The organism is Isoalcanivorax indicus, from assembly GCF_003259185.1.
Taxonomy (GTDB): domain Bacteria; phylum Pseudomonadota; class Gammaproteobacteria; order Pseudomonadales; family Alcanivoracaceae; genus Isoalcanivorax; species Isoalcanivorax indicus.
Window position 1 is genome coordinate 1,227,413 of sequence record NZ_QGMP01000001.1, and the last position, 17,418, is coordinate 1,244,830.

Consider the following 17,418-nt stretch of genomic DNA (forward strand, 5'->3'; position numbering starts at 1 on the left):
CACCACGGGCAGAATCCGTTCAATGACTGAACATAATGATGCCCGTATCAGCGAAGAGGCCCACCTCCGGTTGCTCCGACTGATTGAAGACGAACCCGAACTGTCGCAGCGTGAGCTGGCGGAGCGGTTGGGCGTGAGCCTGGGTAAAGTGAATTACTGCATGCGTGCGCTGCTGGAGAAGGGCTGGGTAAAAGCCGAGAACTTCCGCCGCAGCAACAACAAGAAAGCGTATCTGTACAAACTCACCCCCGGTGGCCTTCGCGAAAAAGCCGCGCTGACGCTGCGCTTCCTGCGCCGCAAGGAAGCCGAGCACGACGCCCTGGTGCGCGAAATCGCCGAACTGCGCGCCGAAGTCACCCGCGACAACTAGGCGGTCTATCCAGCCCAGGCACGCAAATACGCCGTTACCCCCTCGGCGACGCCCTGGCTCGCCACTAACTTGTCGTCCCCGGCTTCCAGCAACCGCTTCGGCACCGGCACCCCGGCCTCAGTGAGCAGCAGCGTCACCACCTCGCGCACCTCCGGCGAACCCTGTTTGCCCGAGAAAGAAAACACGGCACAGCGCTGGCCATCTTCCACCCGCCAGACCAACCGCAACAACGCCGTAAAATAGATCTGTCCGTGGAACAGCACGGCCTCTTTCTGCCTTACCTCTTCAACATCAAACAACTCCACATGTGCGCCTTTCCAGTCACGCAACGGGATGTCCGCCAGTACCTTGTCCAGATCATTCCAGGGCACCTCGCCCGCAGGTTTGCGCCCCGGCGCATCGGCCGCCCGGCACAGTATCAGGCGCTGCGGCGCCAGCAACGCCACACTGAAGCCGTCGCGACGCTTGATCGGCGGCTTGTGCACCAGCACCGGCGTGCCCTGCCCGGTGAGCAGGGGATGCCCCTCCGCATCCCACTGTTCCGTGCCCTCGTGGTACATCAGCGGCAGGCTCAACCCACTCAGGCCATAGTCGCGCCAGCGCCAGCGCCGAATGGCCGTGCGCACACCGCCCCATAACACCATCAGCGGCCCCAGCACCCCGAACAACAGCAGCCCCGTGAGCCACCACCCATTGTCGAACCCGATAAAGATCCCGACCACGAACAGCACCGCCCAGGTCAGCAAGATACCCCCCAGCAACCCCCCGAAATGACTCAGATAACGCATGGCACCTCCTCAGCATGATGCCGGGTAGGAGGGACATCAGTGCCGAGATGGACAATCACCTACACCAGCCGGGGCAGCGGGGTACAATGGGCGCGTAAGGACACACGCATTATCACGACCAGGGAGGTCACCCCATGCGCATTCTGCATCATGGCGCCGTGCGCGGCGTTACCGGCTCCGCCCATGAACTGCAATTCAATCCCACACACAGCCTGCTGATCGACTGCGGCCTGTTCCAGGGCGGCGACCGCAGCCCCCATGGCGCCGACGCCAACGATCTGTCACTGGATTTTGATATCAGCGCCATTCAGGCCCTGGTGGTGACCCATGTGCATATTGACCATGTCGGGCGCATTCCCTGGCTGTTGGCCGCCGGGTTCAACGGGCCGATTCTGTGCAGCGAGCCCAGCGCCCACCTGCTGCCCATCGTGCTGGAAGATGCCTTTCGGCTCAGCTTCAGCCGCCGCCCGGCGGATCTGGAGCGCTACCTGGCGGTGATTCGCCAGCGCCTGGTGCCGTTGCCTTACAACACCTGGCACACGGCGCTGACCGCAAAAGACAGCAGCGCAGACGGGGCAGGGCAGGTGCGCGTGCGCTTGCAGCGCGCCGGGCACATCCTCGGCTCCGCCTATGTGGAATGCGATGTGCGCCGCCCCGGCGCGCGTCCCCACCGTGTGGTCTTCTCCGGTGACCTGGGCGCCCCGCACGCCCCCATGCTGCCCGCCCCCAAGCCCCCGCACGGCTGCGACACCCTGGTGATCGAAAGCACCTACGGTGACCGCCAGCATGACAACCGCCGCCAGCGCACCCATCGCCTGCGCGCCGTGCTGGAACAGGCTCTGGCCGACGACGGCACCGTGCTGATACCCGCCTTCAGCATCGGCCGCACCCAGGAACTGCTGTATGAACTGGAAACCCTGGTCAGCCGCCTGCCGGGCCTGCCCGTGATCCTGGATTCGCCCCTGGCCAGCCGCTTTACCCAGGCCTACCGCGAACTCAAACCCTACTGGTCACAGGAAGCCCTCAAGCGTGTGGCCAACGGCCACCGCCCCCTGAGCTTTGAACAACTGCTCACCGTGGATGAGCACGACGCCCACGAACGCATGGTGGCGCATCTGCGCGACAGCGCCCGCCCGGCCATCGTGATTTCCGGCAGCGGTATGTGTACCGGCGGCCGCATCGTTAATTACCTGAAGGCCATGCTCGGCGACCCCCGCCACAATGTGCTGTTTGTGGGCTACCAGGGCGCCGGCACCCCGGGGCGCGCCCTGCAACAGGCGGGGCAGGGCGGCCACCTGACCCTGGACGGCGAACGCCTCTCCATCCGCGCTGGCGTGCACACCATCAGCGGCTATTCTGCCCACGCTGACCAGCGCGGTCTGGTGCGCTTTGTGACCGGCATGCGCCGCCGCCCCGGCACCGTTCGTATCGTCCATGGCGACCGCACTGCCCGCGAGGGTTTGCGTGAGGCGCTACACCAGGTCCTGAACCCGGGTACCTGCTTAGAGATTCCGGAGCGATAAGTTGAAGTTCGTCACATTTTCGACCAAAATTTATCATCGACAAGACCTCAATCTGGCCTTTCAGGCCGCGCCATCAGGGATAGGCGACCAATCCTGTGGCGGTAGCGTGCCCGCGACGGGCATGGCAGACTCTTTCTTATGAACTCACCGATGTTTTTAACCGTGGACCACGATCTTGCGGCAAGCCGTCATGCGCTTGGCGAAGACGAGGTATTGGTTGAAATCACTCACAGCAAACCGTTTCGCCGGTTGCAGGAAATTTCGTTCCTGGGCGCGATTGATTACCTTGATCGACCGTCCAGTGACGTTGATTCCCTGCGCACCCGTGCGTGTCACTCGCTGGATGTGGCAGCGCTGGCGGACTTTGTTGCCAGAGGTCGCCGCTATTCCTCGGAGATGCGTCGACACGTGACAGCGGCGGCTTTGCTGCATGATATCGGGCACTCACCGCTATCACACAGTGTGGAGCCGTATTTCAAGGAACAACTGGGTTGGGGACACCACGAACTGGGCATGAGCGTGCTGGACGGAATCTCCGGCACCAGCGGCAAGTTGGCAACGAAACTGCGAAAGCATTTCGATGTAGAGCTTCTGAAAGCATTAATTGCCGGTGAAGCGCCGCCAGAGCAGGGCGGAGACCTGTTTGCCAGCCCCATCAACATAGACACGATTGAAGGCATCTGGCGCAGCGTTCTGACAGTGAAAGGCAGTGCGCCCGCGCTGAAACGATCCAGTGTGGCCCGTGCAGCGTTTCTGCAAGAGCCCGGCACGCGCGAGAGCACTAGCGTGCTGGATAAATTCTGGAAGCTCAAGCATCACGCCTACAACGATCTTATTCATAGTGATTCGGGCATCGCTGCCGACAGCTACGCCCTTTCTTATTTCCGATTCCGGAATGAAACGCCGAAAGAATCCTGGCTGATGGCCACGGAAAAAGACTGGCAAAGCAACTTCCCTGAGCTATTTTCCAACCTCCTCAGCCTGGACGCCTCAAGCCCGGCTGAACTCGCTCCCGTTCAGGACTACACGGCCAGGGCATATTGGATTGATGACCGCCAGGAAGGCATGCAGCGCTACCAGGTCACCAAGGCGCCTGCCAGTATTAAAATAAGACATTAGAAAAACGCATCCATGGAAGGGGGAAGCCTGTGTCTGAAAATGCGACATGCTCGAATATTATTACACAGCAAGAATTCAGTAATAGGAAAGTAGAAACGCTACGAGAAAGACTGGGTGCGGCTCTTTCCGAAAGTGAATATGCGGATCGGCTGACGGTGGTCGTCACCGGTTCCTATGGTCGGCGCGAGGCTTCGCGGCATTCTGATCTTGATTACTACATGTTTTTTGATGCCGATATGCCACCCCGGGAAGAAATACCGGAGCAACTAGAGGCCATCGAAAAGATAGTGAGCGATGAGGTGCCTGCTTTAACGGGCGATACCAACACTTTTGGCAGTGACGCTGTCATTCATTTCAGCAATATGCTGGAACCCATTGGGGGCCAGGAAGACACCAACCAATCCATGACCCGGCGCATGCTTTTCCTGCTGGAAGGGGATTGGCTCTACAACGGGCCAAAATTTTCCGGTTACCGAAAGCGACTGCTGCGACGATATATTCGTGAAGATGCGCGGCCGGAGGCCGTCCCCCTTTTCCTATTGAACGATATTATCCGCTATTACAGAACCATAACCACGGATCTGGAGCAGAAAGTTGCAGAGCAGCAAAAGCCGTGGGGGCTTAGAGATATCAAGCTGCGCTTCTCTCGTAAGCTGCTTTATTTTGGCGGCATCATTGTAGCGGCTGAGCTGGTCAACAAGACTCATCAGGAGCGCCTTGATGAAGCCGACCGTTTATTTTTAATGCCAGTGATCAGTCGTATTCAGGCATTGAGTGACTCACATCACACAAACCAGATTCTGCGCATCTATGACCTGTTTCTTGCCGAAATTGCGCAAGAGAGTGTCAGAGACGCGTTGAAGACAGTCAAACGTGAAGATCGCCGGGATTCTCAGGAGTACAACAGGCTGAGGGATCTGAGCTTTGATTTCGCACGCGCCCTTTCTGACTGGCTGAGTGAACGCTACCCCAAGGAACACCCGATCCACCTTGCCCTGGTATTTTAACGTACCCGCCCCAGCTACCGAGCGCCCCACCAATACGCTCCGTGCCTACATAGAGGCACTGGGCGGTTCTCTCGACATCGTCGCGCATTTCCCCGATCAACCGCCCATATCCCTGAACGCGCTGCAACCCACGCCCACCCGCAAGGCCCGCTGACCTGATCAGATCGAGGTGATGCCAAGCAGGCTTTGCATTATCTCGCCATGCCAAGTAAGCTTGGCATATGATCAATCACATACGCGCCCTGCGCAAAGCACGCCAACTGACCCAGGCTGAACTGGCCGAGCAGATGGGGGTGTCCCGCAATACGATCAACTCCATCGAGATGGGGCGCTATATCCCGTCGCTGCCGCTGGCCCTGGCCCTGGCGCGCTTCTTTGGCAGGCCCGTAGAGGAGGTGTTCGATGATCAGAGCCGCTGAATCCCGCCATGCCAGCAAACCCCTGCTGGTGCCCGTAACCGCCCTGGTGCTGGGCGCGGTGATGTTTCTGACCGCCTGGCTGGGCGCAGGTGAACCCGTGATGGGACTGGTGATGCTGGGCATCATGCTGACCTATGCCGCCGTGATGCGCTTTGGCCAGCGCTTCGAGACCGTGCAGATACTCGGCAACGACCCGCCCCTGGACGAGCGCCATGCGCAGATCCAGCTGCGTGCCGTGGCCATGGCCTATTACATGGTGCTGGTGGGGGCCCTGGCTGGCGCACTGTGGGAAGTGTCCCAGAGCCGACCTGGTGCCTTCACCCTGGTCTGCACCGTGGGTGGTCTGACACACATGATCTCTGCCATGGTGTTGCGCCGCAGGGTATAGCCCTGAAAAGGCATCACCCAGACCGTAAAATTCCTGCACTAGCCCACCTGACGCACATCAGCGGCCCGTCCGGGCCGCTAGACTCCCCGCGCACTTACAGGCCGCCCGCTTCACGGCAGCCCGATTGAAGTCCGTCACATTTTCATCCAGACTTCACATTCGTGTTCAACCATTGAACAGATCAGCGGTCTATCCCTTGCCCCGTGTCCATCACAGGGCAGGGCAGACAGCCCGAAGACCCGGCCTCCAGGCCACGCCATCAGGGAAAGGCGACTAATCCTGTGGCGGTAGCGTACCCGCGACTAGCTGCATCAATTTCGCGCGTTTCTTGCTCATTTAGGCGGCTAGGCGGGATTATGGAACTTGACGGATACGAACACGGATGAGACTGCAATTCAGCCCCATCATACGCGTGTCAGGCTGTTTCTTTTTAGATCTTTCCTCGCGAGAATCGACATGTCTGAAAAAATAGTGAGGGGCGGTTTGTATGTGGCGTTCCTACGTCTCATCTACATTCTTCTTGAGCTTGGAGCTGTAATCTTATTGGCTAGAGTGCTGGGGGCTTCAAGTTACGGCGTATTTGCGTTCATGTATGCACTCGTGAAGATTGCCACGATTCCAGCACAAGCAGGTATACCAACGCTTCTGACTAGAGAGATCCCCAAGTACATATTCCATGAAGCTTGGGGTAAAATAAAAGGGATAATTATAAGATCTACCCAAATGGCGTTTTTGGCGTCCGCCGCTGGCGGCGCCATAATCCTTTATGCAGTATATTTTTACCTAGATAAAGGCATCGCTGATCCGAAAATATACTTTTTTGCTTTTCTTTTAGTCCCGGTTTTCGCAATGTCAAATGTTAGAGGGGGGGCTATTAGAGGGCTTGGTCGAGTCGCGCTTTCGCAGCTACCAGAGAGTATTATAAGGCCTGGAGTTTTCCTTTTAGGTGTCTGTCTGATTTTATTTTGGCCAGGGCTTGATGTCTCCATTAATAATACAATGATCATGCTTCTCGCTGCCTCAATAATATCGGCCGTCATGGGGGGGCTGATGCTAGTAAGATATTTACCCAAGAAAATAAAAATATCAGATAAGGAGTATGAGGATAGAAAATGGATTGCGTCGCTCCTCCCTTTATCGATTCTTAGCGGGATTCAGATACTAAACGGACAAATAGGCATCGTGTATCTTGGTATTTACTCTAGTAATGAGGATGTTGGGATATATCGAGTCCTGTTCCAGGTTGGTCAGATGGTGATGTTTGCGCTGACAGTGATAACAATGACAATATCACCAACCATTTCGAAATTGCATACCAGCGGACAGCGCCAGGACCTTGAGGCTCTTATAAGGAAGTCATCACTTGCCACTACGGTATTCTCCATTTTTTGTTGTTTGGCTTTTATACTGATTGGTGAGTGGATGCTTGGTGCAGTTTTCGGCGCGCAGTTTTCTGCAGGGTATCTGGCGGGTGTTATAATTTGTTCTGGACAGGTGATCAATGCGCTAACAGGCCCTGCGGCGGCGCTTCTTAATATGAGCGGAAAGGAGAGAAAAACCATAAAAGCTCTTTCTTTCTCATTATTTTCCTCTGTGGTGTTGCATGCTGTGCTCGTTCCTTCCTGCGGGATAATGGGGGCAGCTATAGCATTTTCGGTATCTTTGTTTGTGCTAAACTTTTTTCTTTGCGTATACGCAAAAAAAGAGCTTTCCATAAATCCACTTCCCTACACGGCGATAGTACGAAAACATGGATGATACAAGAGCGAATAGAAGGGGGCGTTATTCCGGCCTCCCGTTGATGGTTTTTCTGGGCCTTTACTTCGGGCTTTCGCCTATATATTTGTTCGATAGCGGGCTGCCGCAGCTAGCTGACTTTGTGATGGTATGTTTTATTTTCCTGGCCGCCATATCCGGAATCAGAATAGATCGGGGAGGCTACGACTTAGTAATCCCGGGCTTAGTTTTTGTGTTTTATGTTTTTGTTGTTTCAGTGTCTTGGTCAATTATTCTTTCTTCTTATAGCACCATGATGGCCCCGGTATTTTACTTGTATAATTTTCTGGCTATGATTCTGGTGTATTCGTCATACAAGAAGAACAGTGATTTAACCTTAAAGGCTATACTATATGGTATTTCTGCGGGGCTTACAGTTTCGGTTTTATACCAAGTTTTGAATTTTGATGCGCATGCGTCAAGGCAAGCGGCTTTGTTCAACAACCCAAATCAAATGGGCTATTTTGGTCTTCTATGTGCAGGAATATCGTTGCTGATATTTGAGAATGGCCGAGTTTCTCATAAATACTTTGCATACAATTTCATTTTGTCATTGTTGCTTGTGTTTCTTTCATTTTCTTTAACTGCTATTGCCGGTTTGTTCTTTATTGTTCTAGCCTCGGTTGTCGTTTTATATAGAAAGGGGGCGAAGACGATTGTAATTGCTCCTTTTGTTTTTGTCTTCTCTGTTTCATTTCTGGCGGTTGCTTTTGACGATAAGCTATACTATGTGTCGGAGAGTGTTGAGCGGCGAATATCTCTGATCGAGACAAAAACAGAAAATGTTGGTGATAGTCGCGGATATTCTAGAATTTTAGATTATCCTGAGTACCTTATATTTGGCGCCGCTGAAGGCGAGCGCTCCAGATTTGGTTTATACCATCGACATGAAATACATTCCTCTCTTGGAACAGTTCTTTTCTCCTATGGAGTTGTTGGGTTTTTCATTTTTTGTGCTTTTCTTTTTTCGGCTATAAGGAGGTCAGATGTCGTTGGCTTTCTTATTTTTCTAGGCCCAATGGTCTACTCTTTGACGCATCAAGGATTAAGGAACACCATTTTTTGGATTTTTATCCTTTTGATTTACTTATTGAAAGGAAGTTTAAAGAAATAATTTGAGGAGCGAAGAACGTGGAAAAGGTAGTGTTTTGTGGTGCAAGCTCAATTTATGGAATCGACAATTTTGGAGATCAGTTGCTGAGAGATCTCTATATGAGTTGGGTGAAAGAGGTGTGCCCTAAAGCTGAAATGGAATTCTTGATGCATAAAGGCCTCTACTCAAGAAAGGGCGATTGGGTTAAATCAATCTCCTCAGCTGATCTCCTTGTTTTCAATGGCGGCGGATACTTTGGAGAGAAGCCCTTTCTTAACGATGGCTGGATAAAGAAGATAATAAAAAAAATGGCATGGGGGTTAAGAAACGATGACGTTTATGGTTCTGCCTTCAGAATTGCTGAGGCGCAGTCTGTTCCAGTCGTTATATCTGGTGTTGAGGTAGGTCCAATATCTAACCCTATTTTCCGTAGAGTTGTCGCAAGAGCTATAAACTATAGTAGCTACTGTTGTGTTAGAAATGGAGAATCTCATTCCAATGCCATCTCTATGGCTATAAAAGGCAAGAAAGTTAACCTTGCTGTAGATAGTGCAATGTCAATAGATAGAGACAGAATTAATGACCTTTATCCGGAATCCTTGCCTTCAAGGGTCGATCGCGCTGATAGATTTTTCATGCTCGGGCTTCATGTTCATGAGCTCACGGATTGTGCAGATGTAAACTATTTTAAAGGTTTGGTATCGAAGGTGCGCGATGAAATTCCCAATGGTTACGAGCTAAAGATAGTGGTCATTCATGACCAGAAGAAAGCTGGTCAGCATCCCGCTCGCTCCGCAGACGCTGAACGTCTACTCGTTAATGCCATCGACATAGATCATGTGCTCTCTTACCAAGAGCCGGGCCAACTACTTAAGGAGGTTTCGGAGTTGGACTTAGTAATAACAACAAAGCTTCATCTCGGAATAGTTGCGCGGTCTCTATCGGTTCCTGTTATATCCTGCCCTTCGCATGTTATTAAAACAAAGCGATTCTATGACTATATCGAGGAATTGGACTTCTGCGATTATAATAAAGAAGGGTTTAAGGATGGTCTGCCGGAAAAACTTATGATGTACCTGCGCTCAGGTCAATATGACGGGATGTGCGTAAAAGAAGCTGTCAAGAAATCTGCGAAGACTTCTGAGTTAAATTTCAAAGATGCTGTATCGTCTCTTTTAGCTGACGGCAGGCCCTGAGAAGAGGCTATGAAGATTAAAGTTAACTCTTCGATATTTATTTTTTCAGCTCATCCACGGTCGCTGATGAACTTCAGAGAGAATCTCATTAAAGAGTTCATTGATAATGGGCTGATTGTTCATGCTATGGCTCCAAAGATCAAAGAAAGCGAAGCGGTGAGGGAGCGACTTACTGATTTGGGCGTGCGCCTTCATGATCTTCCCCTTGATCGATCTGGAGCGAACCCAGTTTATGATTTTTTTGCTATATTGGTTATTTTCTTTACTTTATTAAGATATCGGCCAGCTGCTGTATTTTCTTACAACATAAAGCCTGTTGTTTTCGGTATGATGGCCGCATGGCTTGCGAGGGTAAAGGTTAGGGCGGCATTGATTACAGGTTTGGGGCATGCTTTTTCTTCTCCCGCCTCCTCACGTAGGTCTCTAGTTTCTCGTTTCGCATCGATGCTTTATTGGCTGGGTATGCGATCCGCTTCACTCGTTATTTTCCAAAATCCCGATGACAAGGCCGATTTGCTGTCTGCCGGCATTCTTCCAAAACACAAACACTCGATAGTCGTGGGTGGTTCAGGCATTGATCTGGATCGCTTTTCAGGATTGCCTCTTGAGGTTAATCACAAGCCCGCAACCTTTTTGATGTTGGCGCGGCTCCTGTCGGAGAAGGGCGTTCGTGACTATGCTGCCGCAGCAGCAATCGTCAAGAAGAAGCTCCCGTCGGCTCGATTCGTCCTGGCCGGTGACTTTGATGAAAACCCGGATGCCATCAGCCCTGCTGAAGTCGATGATTGGGTTGAGCGTGGTTACATCGAATACCTTGGCCGTATCCCCGATGTTCGGCCGGCCTTGTCCGAGTGCACAGCTTTTGTGCTGCCAAGCTACTATCGTGAGGGTATCCCTCGGTCGATTCTTGAGGCGATGGCCATGAGCCGCGCCGTGGTCACCACTGATTCTGTGGGCTGTCGAGAGCCTGTGATTCACGGCGAGACAGGTTATCTGGTTGAGCCCAGGAACCCGGAGCAGTTGGCTGTCAGGCTTATTGAGCTTGCTGAGAATCCAGAGCTTGCCGGAGCATTTGGGCTGGCAGGTCGAAAGCGTGCGGAAGAGGTTTATGATGTACATAAAGTTAACGCTGATATGTTAGAAGCAATGGGTCTGATAGAGCCAAATAGCAGCTCAGGAGCCTAGGTATGAGCCTCGTAAAGCTTTTCTTCCGTCTGATCTATGCTGTGCTGCTCTCGCCGTTTCTGGCTTGGGCTGCAAGCAAGGATCGTGTGTTGCATCGCAAGCTGATTCGTCCGCTGCTTCAAGGTCCTTTCGAGGGCGGCTTGCTTGATGATATCTGGCAACTTGTGTATCGCCTGGAAGATGGTGAGTTGGACAATGAAGCTTTTATCACACAGGTTGCTGAGGTGATGAAGGCAGCAGTGTCTAACGGCCAACTTGATGCGTGGCTAAACCAACCCATAGCGGATGATGAAAACGTAGATATCACGCTTAAAAGGGCACTGTTCTATGTGCCGTTCAAGCGCTGGTACTTGAAGCTGCATTTCATGGCGCCCGGCAACATACATAAGCCGCATGGCCATCGTGATGTCTTGTCTACCCAGGTCATTGCACGCGGTCAGATGGCTGTTCAGGAGTTTGATCTGGTGGGTGATTTGCACACCAACCCAACGACACTTCGCGTATGCCGCGATGAAGTTGTGGGGCCGCTGGCAAGCATCACCACCACGGACAAGCTGCGCAACGTTCATGGCTTCCAGCCCCATAATGGTTCTGTGGTCCGCTTTCAGTTCTATCTGCGCGGCCAGGCGGGCATCATGGCGGCGCTCTTTCCCAAGCGCGGCAGGCTGTATGTGGAACCTTTGTGGGAAACTCGCAGTGCCGATACCGTGCAAGCTAACCTTGGCCGGGCCGGTCGCCCGGGTGAGTCCTGATTTTTCATTCTGTGTTGTTTTGATTAAAGGGTAGTTAATGAGCGATCACGTCAAGCGAGCTTTCGATATCCTGTCGTGTGGTGCCGCGTTGCTCTTGTTGTCTCTGCCTCTGCTTGCCATCGCGCTATGGATCAGGCTCGATAGCAAGGGGCCTGCACTGTTTCTTCAGAACCGAGTTGGCAAAGATGCCCAGCTGTTCCGCATCTACAAGTTCCGCACCATGGTGGATCGCGCTCCTGATCAGATCGACCAACACGCCGAAAAGGTGATCAGCGAAGGCGATGATCCTCGCATTACCCGTGCCGGCCGCTTCCTGCGCGCCACCAGCCTGGATGAACTGCCGCAGCTGATCAACATGCTCAAGGGCGATATGAGCATCGTCGGGCCACGCCCCATCATCCCTGAGCAGCTCGAAGTCGTGCCGCCGGAGCATATGGACCGTTTCAACGTTCGCCCTGGCCTCACCGGCCTGGCGCAGGTGCGCGGCCGCCGTAGCCTGGGCTGGCTGGAACAGCTTCAGGCCGATTCGGAGTATGTGCAGAATTACGGTTTCTGGTACGACATCGGCATCATCCTCAAGACAGTGGTGGTGGTGCTGAAAGGGTCCGGCGTTTATGGTGGCGAAGGTCAGAACTGGCGTGCTTATCGCGACAGTCTGCGCGCCCAGCAAGCCCGCGATGCGGCAAGCAAGGATGCATCCCCCAACAAGGAGTAGTTCAAGGAGCGTTTATGAAGTACATGTTTATTACGGGTGACCCCGCCATGGCACGCCATGCTGAGTCCTGTGGTGTGCAACGTATCTTTGCCGACATGGAGATATTGGGTAAGGCGGAGCGTCAGGGCCACCTGGACACCCATAAGGCAGCTCACACGCTGGATGACGTGGCTCGCCTTCGTGACAGCCTCTCCGATGCCGAGTTGATGGTACGTATCAACCCGCTGCATGAGGGTACGCAAGGCGAAGTAGACGCCTTGGCCCAGCGCGGTGTCGATCGGCTGATGCTGCCGATGTTCTTCTCTGCAGAAGAGGTTGCCCGGTTCAAGCAGATCGTCGCCGGGCGCATGCCTGTCACGCTGCTGGCTGAAACGCCCGCTTCATTGGTGCGCTTGCAAACCCTGCTCCCGCATCTGGAAAGTGGTGATCAGATTCACTTTGGGCTGAACGATCTGTCACTGGGCATGGCATTGGATTTCCTCTTTGAGCCCCTGGCGGCCAGCCTGCTTGATCTGCCTGCATCAATACTTAGTGCGCACGATATCCCCTTCGGTATTGGCGGCATTGCCCGGGTGGGGCAGGGCGACCTGCCTGCTGATTATGTGATGGGTGAGCATGTGCGCCTGCGGTCGCAGCATGTCATCTTGTCCCGCGCCTTCCGCGATGGGGATATCGACTTGGCTGCTGAGCTGGACAAGCTGCGCGATCTGGAAGCGCGATGGCTCGCTGCCGATGACGAGGCGCTGTTTGCCAATCATGAGCGCCTGGCCACACGGGTTTTCGAGATTGCAGGGAGAATCCGCCGTGAGCGAGGTTGAGCGACCCACTATCGAGCGTGTGCTGTTCGTGCAAAAGAGCGGTGTGCTTGAGCAGCAGCGTGAGCAGGTCAAGGCGGCGATGGCCACGTACTTGCCACAGGCAGCCCTGGGGTTCGCTTCCTGTACTGAAGACCTGATGGCGTGCGCATCGTTCGACGTTGTGATTGCACCCACGTTACCGGAGTTGCCGGACATCCTTGCACGGGTGTCAGGGGTGAAGTGGATTCACTTCCTGTCTGCCGGGGTAGAGAAGATCTGGGACATGCCCTTCGACAAGGAAGGGGTGCTGCTCACCAAGAGCAGTGGCGTGCACGGCGCGCCCATGAGCGAGTTCGCCATCGGTGCCATGTTGTTCTTCGCCAAGCAGTTCAATCGCTTTGTGGCGCAGTCCCGGGAGCATCGTTGGGAACGCACCTGGCTTCAGGAGCTCACCGGCCAACGGTTGGTGGTGCTCGGGTTGGGGCATATTGGCCAGGCGCTGGCGCAACGCGCCCGTGCCTTTGGCATGACTGTCACCGGCACGCTGCGGCATCCGCGCCCGATGGAGGGTGTGGTGGATGTGCGCCCGCAATCCCAAGCGGGTGAGTTGCTGGCCGAGGCAGATTATGTGGCCGTTTGCTTACCACTGACCGACGAGACCCGTGGCTTTGTGAATCAGGGCCTGCTTGCGCAACTCAAGCCCGGGGCGGTACTGGTGGATATTTCCCGTGGCGGCGTGGTGCGTGGTGATGCGGTGCTGAACGCGCTGGACAGCGGCCAGTTGCGCGGTGCGGCGCTGGATGTCTTCGAGCAGCAGCCCCTGCCTGCTCATTCTCCGCTCTGGAACCGCCAGGACCTGTTGCTGACTCCCCATGTGTCAGGCACCACGCCTTATTATCTGGAACGTGCTCTGGATATCTTTGCCCGCAATGCCGAGGCTTATCAGGCGGGGGAGAGCTTGGTAACACCTGTGGATGTATCAGCGGGTTATTGAAGGCATTACCGGGTCGATATCGGCCTGATCAAGAACTTCACCACCGCCACCGACGACCTGGACGCCTGCGTCCGCAAGGTGCTGGCGTTGTTGTAAACCTGGCACAGCCATGCGGCAATCAAGGATACCCCATGACCCCACAAGACCTCACTTTCGACAGCCACGGCATCACCTGCCGAGGTTACTTCTATAGCGGCCAGGGCAAGGGCCCGCGCCCCTGCATCATCATGGGCCACGGTTTTGCGGCCACCCGCGACTGCGGTCTGGCGCCGTTTGCCGAGGCGTTTGTGGCGGCGGGTTACAGCGTCTTTATCTTCGACTACCGGCATTTTGGTGCCAGCGGCGGCGAGCCGCGCCAGTTGCTGGTGCCGGAGCAGGAGGTGGAAGACTGGCTGTCGGCGCTGGCCTTTGTGCGCGGGCTGGAGGGCGTGCGTGCCGACGCGATTTGCCTGTGGGGCACGTCGTTTGGCGGTGGCCTGGTCACCGTGGCGGCGGCGCGGGATGGCGGGGTGCGGGCCATTATTGCCCAGTGCCCGATGATGGATGGCCTGGCGTCGGTGCGGGCGGTGCTGGGCTATGCCGGGCCGTGGCACCTGCTCAAGCTGAGCGCCCATGGCGCGGTGGATATGGCCCGGGGCCTGGTGGGCGCGGCGCCGCATTACATCGCTTCGGCGGGCAAGCCCGGCGAGGTGGCGGCCATGACAGCCCATGACTGTTACGACGGCTACACGGCGCTGTTACCTGCTGGCGTGCCCAACAAGGTCGCGGCCCGGGTCTCCAGCCGGCTGATGCTGTTCCGCCCGGTGCGCTATGCGGCGCGGGTGCCATGCCCGGCGCTGTTGCTGTTGTGCGAGCAAGACACCGTGGCCCCGATGGCCGCTGCGGAGAAAGCCGCCGCCCTGATGCCGCAGTCCGAGGTCCGCCGCTACCCGGTGGGCCACTTCGACATCTACCAGGGCGAGGCCCGCCAGATCAGCCTGCGCGATCAACTCGACTTCCTGAACCGGCATCTGCCTGCTGCCTGACCTATTGATATTGTATGCTTAATCGGATATTTTCCGATTATGTATGCAAAAAATGATGCGATGTTGGAAGCTCAACTTGCCCGTTTCGGGGCGGTGCCCTTCGGCCATGGGGCGTTGTTGCCGCTCCTGGCCAGCTATCGACGCCCCAACGACAAGATAGCGGAGTGGCTGCGCCAGGGGGTGCTGGTGCCCCTCAAGCGGGGGCTGTATGTTGTGGGGCCGACCTGGCGGCAGGCGCCGCTGTCGTTGCCCCTGATCGCCAACCATTTGTATGGCCCTTCATGCGTGTCTCTGGATTACGCGTTGTCCTGGTACGGCCTGATTCCGGAGAGAGTGCACGAATTGACGTCAGTCTGCATGCGGCGCAGCCGGGTGTTTGATAATCCTCTGGGTCGGTTTTCGTATACCACACTGCCGGAGCGCCTTTTCCCGGTGGGGATAGAGCAACACATGGATGCTGAAAATCAGTGCTTCTTGATGGCAGGGCCCACCAAGGCATTGTGCGACAAGGTCATCTTGACCCGTAATCTCACCGCAACCAGCTTTGCGGCCATGCAACGCTTCCTGTTCGAGGACTTGCGACTGGACGAAGCTACGCTTGCCGACATGGTGCCTGATGACACTGTTGTGGCGCATTACGTCAACGCAGACTACAAGCGCCGACAGCTGGAGCTGCTGGGGAAAATCCTGGGGGGCATGCAGTGAAAGTCATCGAGCAGATGTTGGCCCGCTACCCTGCAGATGAGCGGCGTCATGCCCTTCGAGAGGTGATGCAGGAGATCGCTTTGGCGGGCCTTCAGCGTGCCGGGTTCTTTGACCGGGCCGCGTTTTATGGTGGCACCTGTCTGCGAATATTCCATGGTCTGCCGCGTTTTTCCGAGGATCTGGATTTCTCCTTGCTGGCCGCTGATCCGGATTTTTCGCTTGAGCCCTACTTTCGCGCCCTTACCGCCGAATTCAAGGCATTTGGTTTCGAGATCGATATTTCACAACGAAAAAAAGTCAGTGCCTCGGCGGTGGTTTCGGCATTTCTGAAAGAAAACACCAGCATTTACGATGTCAGGGTAGCCGGACAGCGCGTTCTGAAAATCAAGTTTGAGGTCGACACTGATCCGCCAGGCGGGTTTGTCACGGAGGAAAAGCTGCTCGTGCAGCCTTATTCGTTCTACGTGAAGTGTTATGCGTTGCCGGATCTTTACGCAGGGAAGATGCATGCACTGCTATTTCGGCGCTGGAAGAACAGGGTGAAGGGGCGAGACTGGTATGACTTCGAGTGGTATGTGCGCAACGCAGTGCCGTTGAATCTGGAGCATTTGGCGATAAGGGCCAGGCAGAGCGGGGACTGGGGCGACGATGTGCTGGATGAAGCAGCATTTCAACAGTTGCTGAGTGCGCGCATAGGATCCCTCGATATTGAATCGGCACGCCGTGATGTGCAGCCGTTTATCCGCACCCCTGACCAGCTGAATATCTGGTCACGCGATTACTTTACTGACCTGTCGCGCAAGATCCATGTACACCACCCTTAAAGCCATCACCGGCCAGCTGTTGATGCCCGGGCCGGTCCTGCTGGGCCTGTTGTTGCTGGGGCTGGTGCTGCTGACCACGCGCCGCAAGGCAGCCGGCTGGGCGCTGGCCTTTGGGGCCGGGTTGGCGCTCTGTGTGGCCAGTTGGGCCCCCGTGGCTGATCGCTGGCTGGGGCCGCTGGAGGCGCAGTATCCGGTGCTGGAGGCATTGCCGGAGGAGGTGCAGGCGGTGGTGGTGCTGGGTGGTGGTTGGCAGCCGGGCCGGGATTGGGGCGTGGTGGGGCGGTTGAATGACAGCTCGCGGGCGCGGCTGATGGAGGGCATTCGGGTGTGGCGGTTGGGGGACTTCCCCTTAATCGTCACCGGCACCAGCCCCCGCAGCGACCAGGGCCCCATTGCCGTGGGCTACGCCGAAGCCGCCGTGGCCCTGGGCGTGCCCCCACAGGCGCTGATTACCCTCACATTCCCCACAGACACTGGTCAGGAAGCCCGCGCTGTGGCGGCGCAACTGGGCGAGGGCGCACGGGTGGTGCTGGTCACCTCGGCCTCGCACATGCCCCGGGCCATGGCGCATTTCCGGGCGGCGGGGCTGGTGCCGGAGGCTGCGCCCACCCAATTCCTGGCGGGCCGCGACAGCCGCCACACCCTCGGTTACTGGCTGCCTGCCAGTCGCCATCTGGAAAAATCCGAACGGGCCTGGTACGAGCTGCTGGGCCGCCTTGCGCTGCGCTGGGAGTAATGGCGC

General features: G+C 55.8%; 19 protein-coding genes. 18 read left to right on the top strand and 1 reads right to left on the bottom strand.

The window, feature by feature from the left end:
- Positions 1–22: 22 nt before the first annotated feature.
- A complete protein-coding gene (locus DKW65_RS05685) occupies positions 23–370 on the top strand; it encodes a MarR family EPS-associated transcriptional regulator (protein ID WP_111656347.1) in 348 nt (115 codons plus the stop codon).
- 5 nt (positions 371–375) lie between these two features.
- Here the strand turns inward: DKW65_RS05685 and DKW65_RS05690 are convergent, their stop codons facing one another.
- A complete protein-coding gene (locus DKW65_RS05690; RefSeq protein ID WP_111656348.1) occupies positions 376–1,158 on the bottom strand; it encodes a hypothetical protein in 783 nt (260 codons plus the stop codon).
- A gap of 134 nt (positions 1,159–1,292) precedes the next feature.
- On the opposite strand from DKW65_RS05690, the gene DKW65_RS05695 reads away from it, so the two are divergent.
- From DKW65_RS05695 to DKW65_RS16115, 17 genes are all read left to right on the top strand, one after another.
- On the top strand, positions 1,293–2,681 hold the full coding sequence (locus DKW65_RS05695; RefSeq protein ID WP_111656349.1) for an MBL fold metallo-hydrolase RNA specificity domain-containing protein: 1,389 nt from the start codon (positions 1,293–1,295) through the stop codon (positions 2,679–2,681).
- A gap of 138 nt (positions 2,682–2,819) precedes the next feature.
- Complete coding sequence (locus tag DKW65_RS05700; protein WP_111656350.1) at positions 2,820–3,800, top strand: HD domain-containing protein; 981 nt, start codon at positions 2,820–2,822, stop codon at positions 3,798–3,800.
- Positions 3,801–3,829: 29 nt separating this feature from the next.
- A complete protein-coding gene (locus tag DKW65_RS05705; protein ID WP_162925731.1) occupies positions 3,830–4,807 on the top strand; it encodes a nucleotidyltransferase family protein in 978 nt (325 codons plus the stop codon).
- 221 nt (positions 4,808–5,028) lie between these two features.
- Positions 5,029–5,226: a helix-turn-helix transcriptional regulator gene (locus tag DKW65_RS05710; protein ID WP_111656352.1), complete on the top strand. Its 198-nt coding sequence runs from the start codon at positions 5,029–5,031 to the stop codon at positions 5,224–5,226.
- Positions 5,210–5,614: a hypothetical protein gene (locus DKW65_RS05715; protein WP_111656353.1), complete on the top strand. Its 405-nt coding sequence runs from the start codon at positions 5,210–5,212 to the stop codon at positions 5,612–5,614. The genes DKW65_RS05710 and DKW65_RS05715 overlap by 17 nt, the downstream gene beginning before the upstream one ends.
- Before the next feature lie 363 nt (positions 5,615–5,977).
- On the top strand, positions 5,978–7,372 hold the full coding sequence (locus DKW65_RS05720) for a flippase (RefSeq protein ID WP_111656354.1): 1,395 nt from the start codon (positions 5,978–5,980) through the stop codon (positions 7,370–7,372).
- Positions 7,365–8,504 carry a hypothetical protein gene (locus DKW65_RS15855; RefSeq protein ID WP_162925732.1) on the top strand — a complete coding sequence of 380 codons (1,140 nt, stop codon included), beginning with the start codon at positions 7,365–7,367 and terminating at the stop codon, positions 8,502–8,504. Before DKW65_RS05720 ends, DKW65_RS15855 begins: the two co-directional genes overlap by 8 nt.
- A 17-nt stretch (positions 8,505–8,521) precedes the next feature.
- Positions 8,522–9,679, top strand: a complete 1,158-nt coding sequence (locus DKW65_RS05725; protein WP_111656355.1) for a polysaccharide pyruvyl transferase family protein — start codon at positions 8,522–8,524, stop codon at positions 9,677–9,679.
- A 9-nt stretch (positions 9,680–9,688) separates the two neighbouring features.
- Positions 9,689–10,864 (top strand): glycosyltransferase family 4 protein, encoded by a 1,176-nt coding sequence (locus tag DKW65_RS05730; RefSeq protein ID WP_111656356.1) that lies wholly within the window; start codon positions 9,689–9,691, stop codon positions 10,862–10,864.
- Between the two features lie 2 nt (positions 10,865–10,866).
- A complete protein-coding gene (locus DKW65_RS05735) occupies positions 10,867–11,616 on the top strand; it encodes a hypothetical protein (protein WP_111656357.1) in 750 nt (249 codons plus the stop codon).
- Positions 11,617–11,653: 37 nt separating this feature from the next.
- Positions 11,654–12,331: a sugar transferase gene (locus DKW65_RS05740; RefSeq protein WP_111656358.1), complete on the top strand. Its 678-nt coding sequence runs from the start codon at positions 11,654–11,656 to the stop codon at positions 12,329–12,331.
- 14 nt (positions 12,332–12,345) lie between these two features.
- The gene (locus DKW65_RS05745) at positions 12,346–13,149 is read left to right on the top strand and encodes an aldolase/citrate lyase family protein (protein WP_111656359.1); all 804 of its coding nucleotides are present in this window, start codon (positions 12,346–12,348) and stop codon (positions 13,147–13,149) included.
- Positions 13,136–14,122 carry a D-2-hydroxyacid dehydrogenase gene (locus tag DKW65_RS05750; protein WP_211315751.1) on the top strand — a complete coding sequence of 329 codons (987 nt, stop codon included), beginning with the start codon at positions 13,136–13,138 and terminating at the stop codon, positions 14,120–14,122. Before DKW65_RS05745 ends, DKW65_RS05750 begins: the two co-directional genes overlap by 14 nt.
- A 131-nt stretch (positions 14,123–14,253) precedes the next feature.
- Positions 14,254–15,147, top strand: a complete 894-nt coding sequence (locus tag DKW65_RS05755) for an alpha/beta hydrolase (protein WP_111656361.1) — start codon at positions 14,254–14,256, stop codon at positions 15,145–15,147.
- Positions 15,148–15,207: 60 nt separating this feature from the next.
- A complete protein-coding gene (locus DKW65_RS05760) occupies positions 15,208–15,852 on the top strand; it encodes a type IV toxin-antitoxin system AbiEi family antitoxin domain-containing protein (RefSeq protein ID WP_111656362.1) in 645 nt (214 codons plus the stop codon).
- Complete coding sequence (locus DKW65_RS05765) at positions 15,849–16,676, top strand: nucleotidyl transferase AbiEii/AbiGii toxin family protein (RefSeq protein WP_245932403.1); 828 nt, start codon at positions 15,849–15,851, stop codon at positions 16,674–16,676. The genes DKW65_RS05760 and DKW65_RS05765 overlap by 4 nt, the downstream gene beginning before the upstream one ends.
- A complete protein-coding gene (locus tag DKW65_RS16115) occupies positions 16,660–17,412 on the top strand; it encodes an ElyC/SanA/YdcF family protein (RefSeq protein WP_111656363.1) in 753 nt (250 codons plus the stop codon). Before DKW65_RS05765 ends, DKW65_RS16115 begins: the two co-directional genes overlap by 17 nt.
- Positions 17,413–17,418 lie beyond the last annotated feature (6 nt).

Excerpts from the sequence above, each read along its gene's own strand:
- DKW65_RS05740 (WP_111656358.1), top strand. The coding sequence starts at position 11,654 with ATGAGCGATCACGTCAAGCGAGCTTTCGATATCCTGTCGTGTGGTGCC.
- DKW65_RS05735 (WP_111656357.1), top strand. The coding sequence starts at position 10,867 with ATGAGCCTCGTAAAGCTTTTCTTCCGTCTGATCTATGCTGTGCTGCTC.
- DKW65_RS05730 (WP_111656356.1), top strand. The coding sequence starts at position 9,689 with ATGAAGATTAAAGTTAACTCTTCGATATTTATTTTTTCAGCTCATCCA.
- DKW65_RS05755 (WP_111656361.1), top strand. The coding sequence starts at position 14,254 with ATGACCCCACAAGACCTCACTTTCGACAGCCACGGCATCACCTGCCGA.
- DKW65_RS05715 (WP_111656353.1), top strand. The coding sequence starts at position 5,210 with ATGATCAGAGCCGCTGAATCCCGCCATGCCAGCAAACCCCTGCTGGTG.
- DKW65_RS05685 (WP_111656347.1), top strand. The coding sequence starts at position 23 with ATGACTGAACATAATGATGCCCGTATCAGCGAAGAGGCCCACCTCCGG.
- DKW65_RS05710 (WP_111656352.1), top strand. The coding sequence starts at position 5,029 with ATGATCAATCACATACGCGCCCTGCGCAAAGCACGCCAACTGACCCAG.
- DKW65_RS16115 (WP_111656363.1), top strand. The coding sequence starts at position 16,660 with ATGTACACCACCCTTAAAGCCATCACCGGCCAGCTGTTGATGCCCGGG.
- DKW65_RS05760 (WP_111656362.1), top strand. The coding sequence starts at position 15,208 with ATGTTGGAAGCTCAACTTGCCCGTTTCGGGGCGGTGCCCTTCGGCCAT.
- DKW65_RS05745 (WP_111656359.1), top strand. The coding sequence starts at position 12,346 with ATGAAGTACATGTTTATTACGGGTGACCCCGCCATGGCACGCCATGCT.
- DKW65_RS15855 (WP_162925732.1), top strand. The coding sequence starts at position 7,365 with ATGGATGATACAAGAGCGAATAGAAGGGGGCGTTATTCCGGCCTCCCG.
- DKW65_RS05700 (WP_111656350.1), top strand. The coding sequence starts at position 2,820 with ATGAACTCACCGATGTTTTTAACCGTGGACCACGATCTTGCGGCAAGC.
- DKW65_RS05690 (WP_111656348.1), bottom strand. The coding sequence starts at position 1,158 with ATGCGTTATCTGAGTCATTTCGGGGGGTTGCTGGGGGGTATCTTGCTG.
- DKW65_RS05695 (WP_111656349.1), top strand. The coding sequence starts at position 1,293 with ATGCGCATTCTGCATCATGGCGCCGTGCGCGGCGTTACCGGCTCCGCC.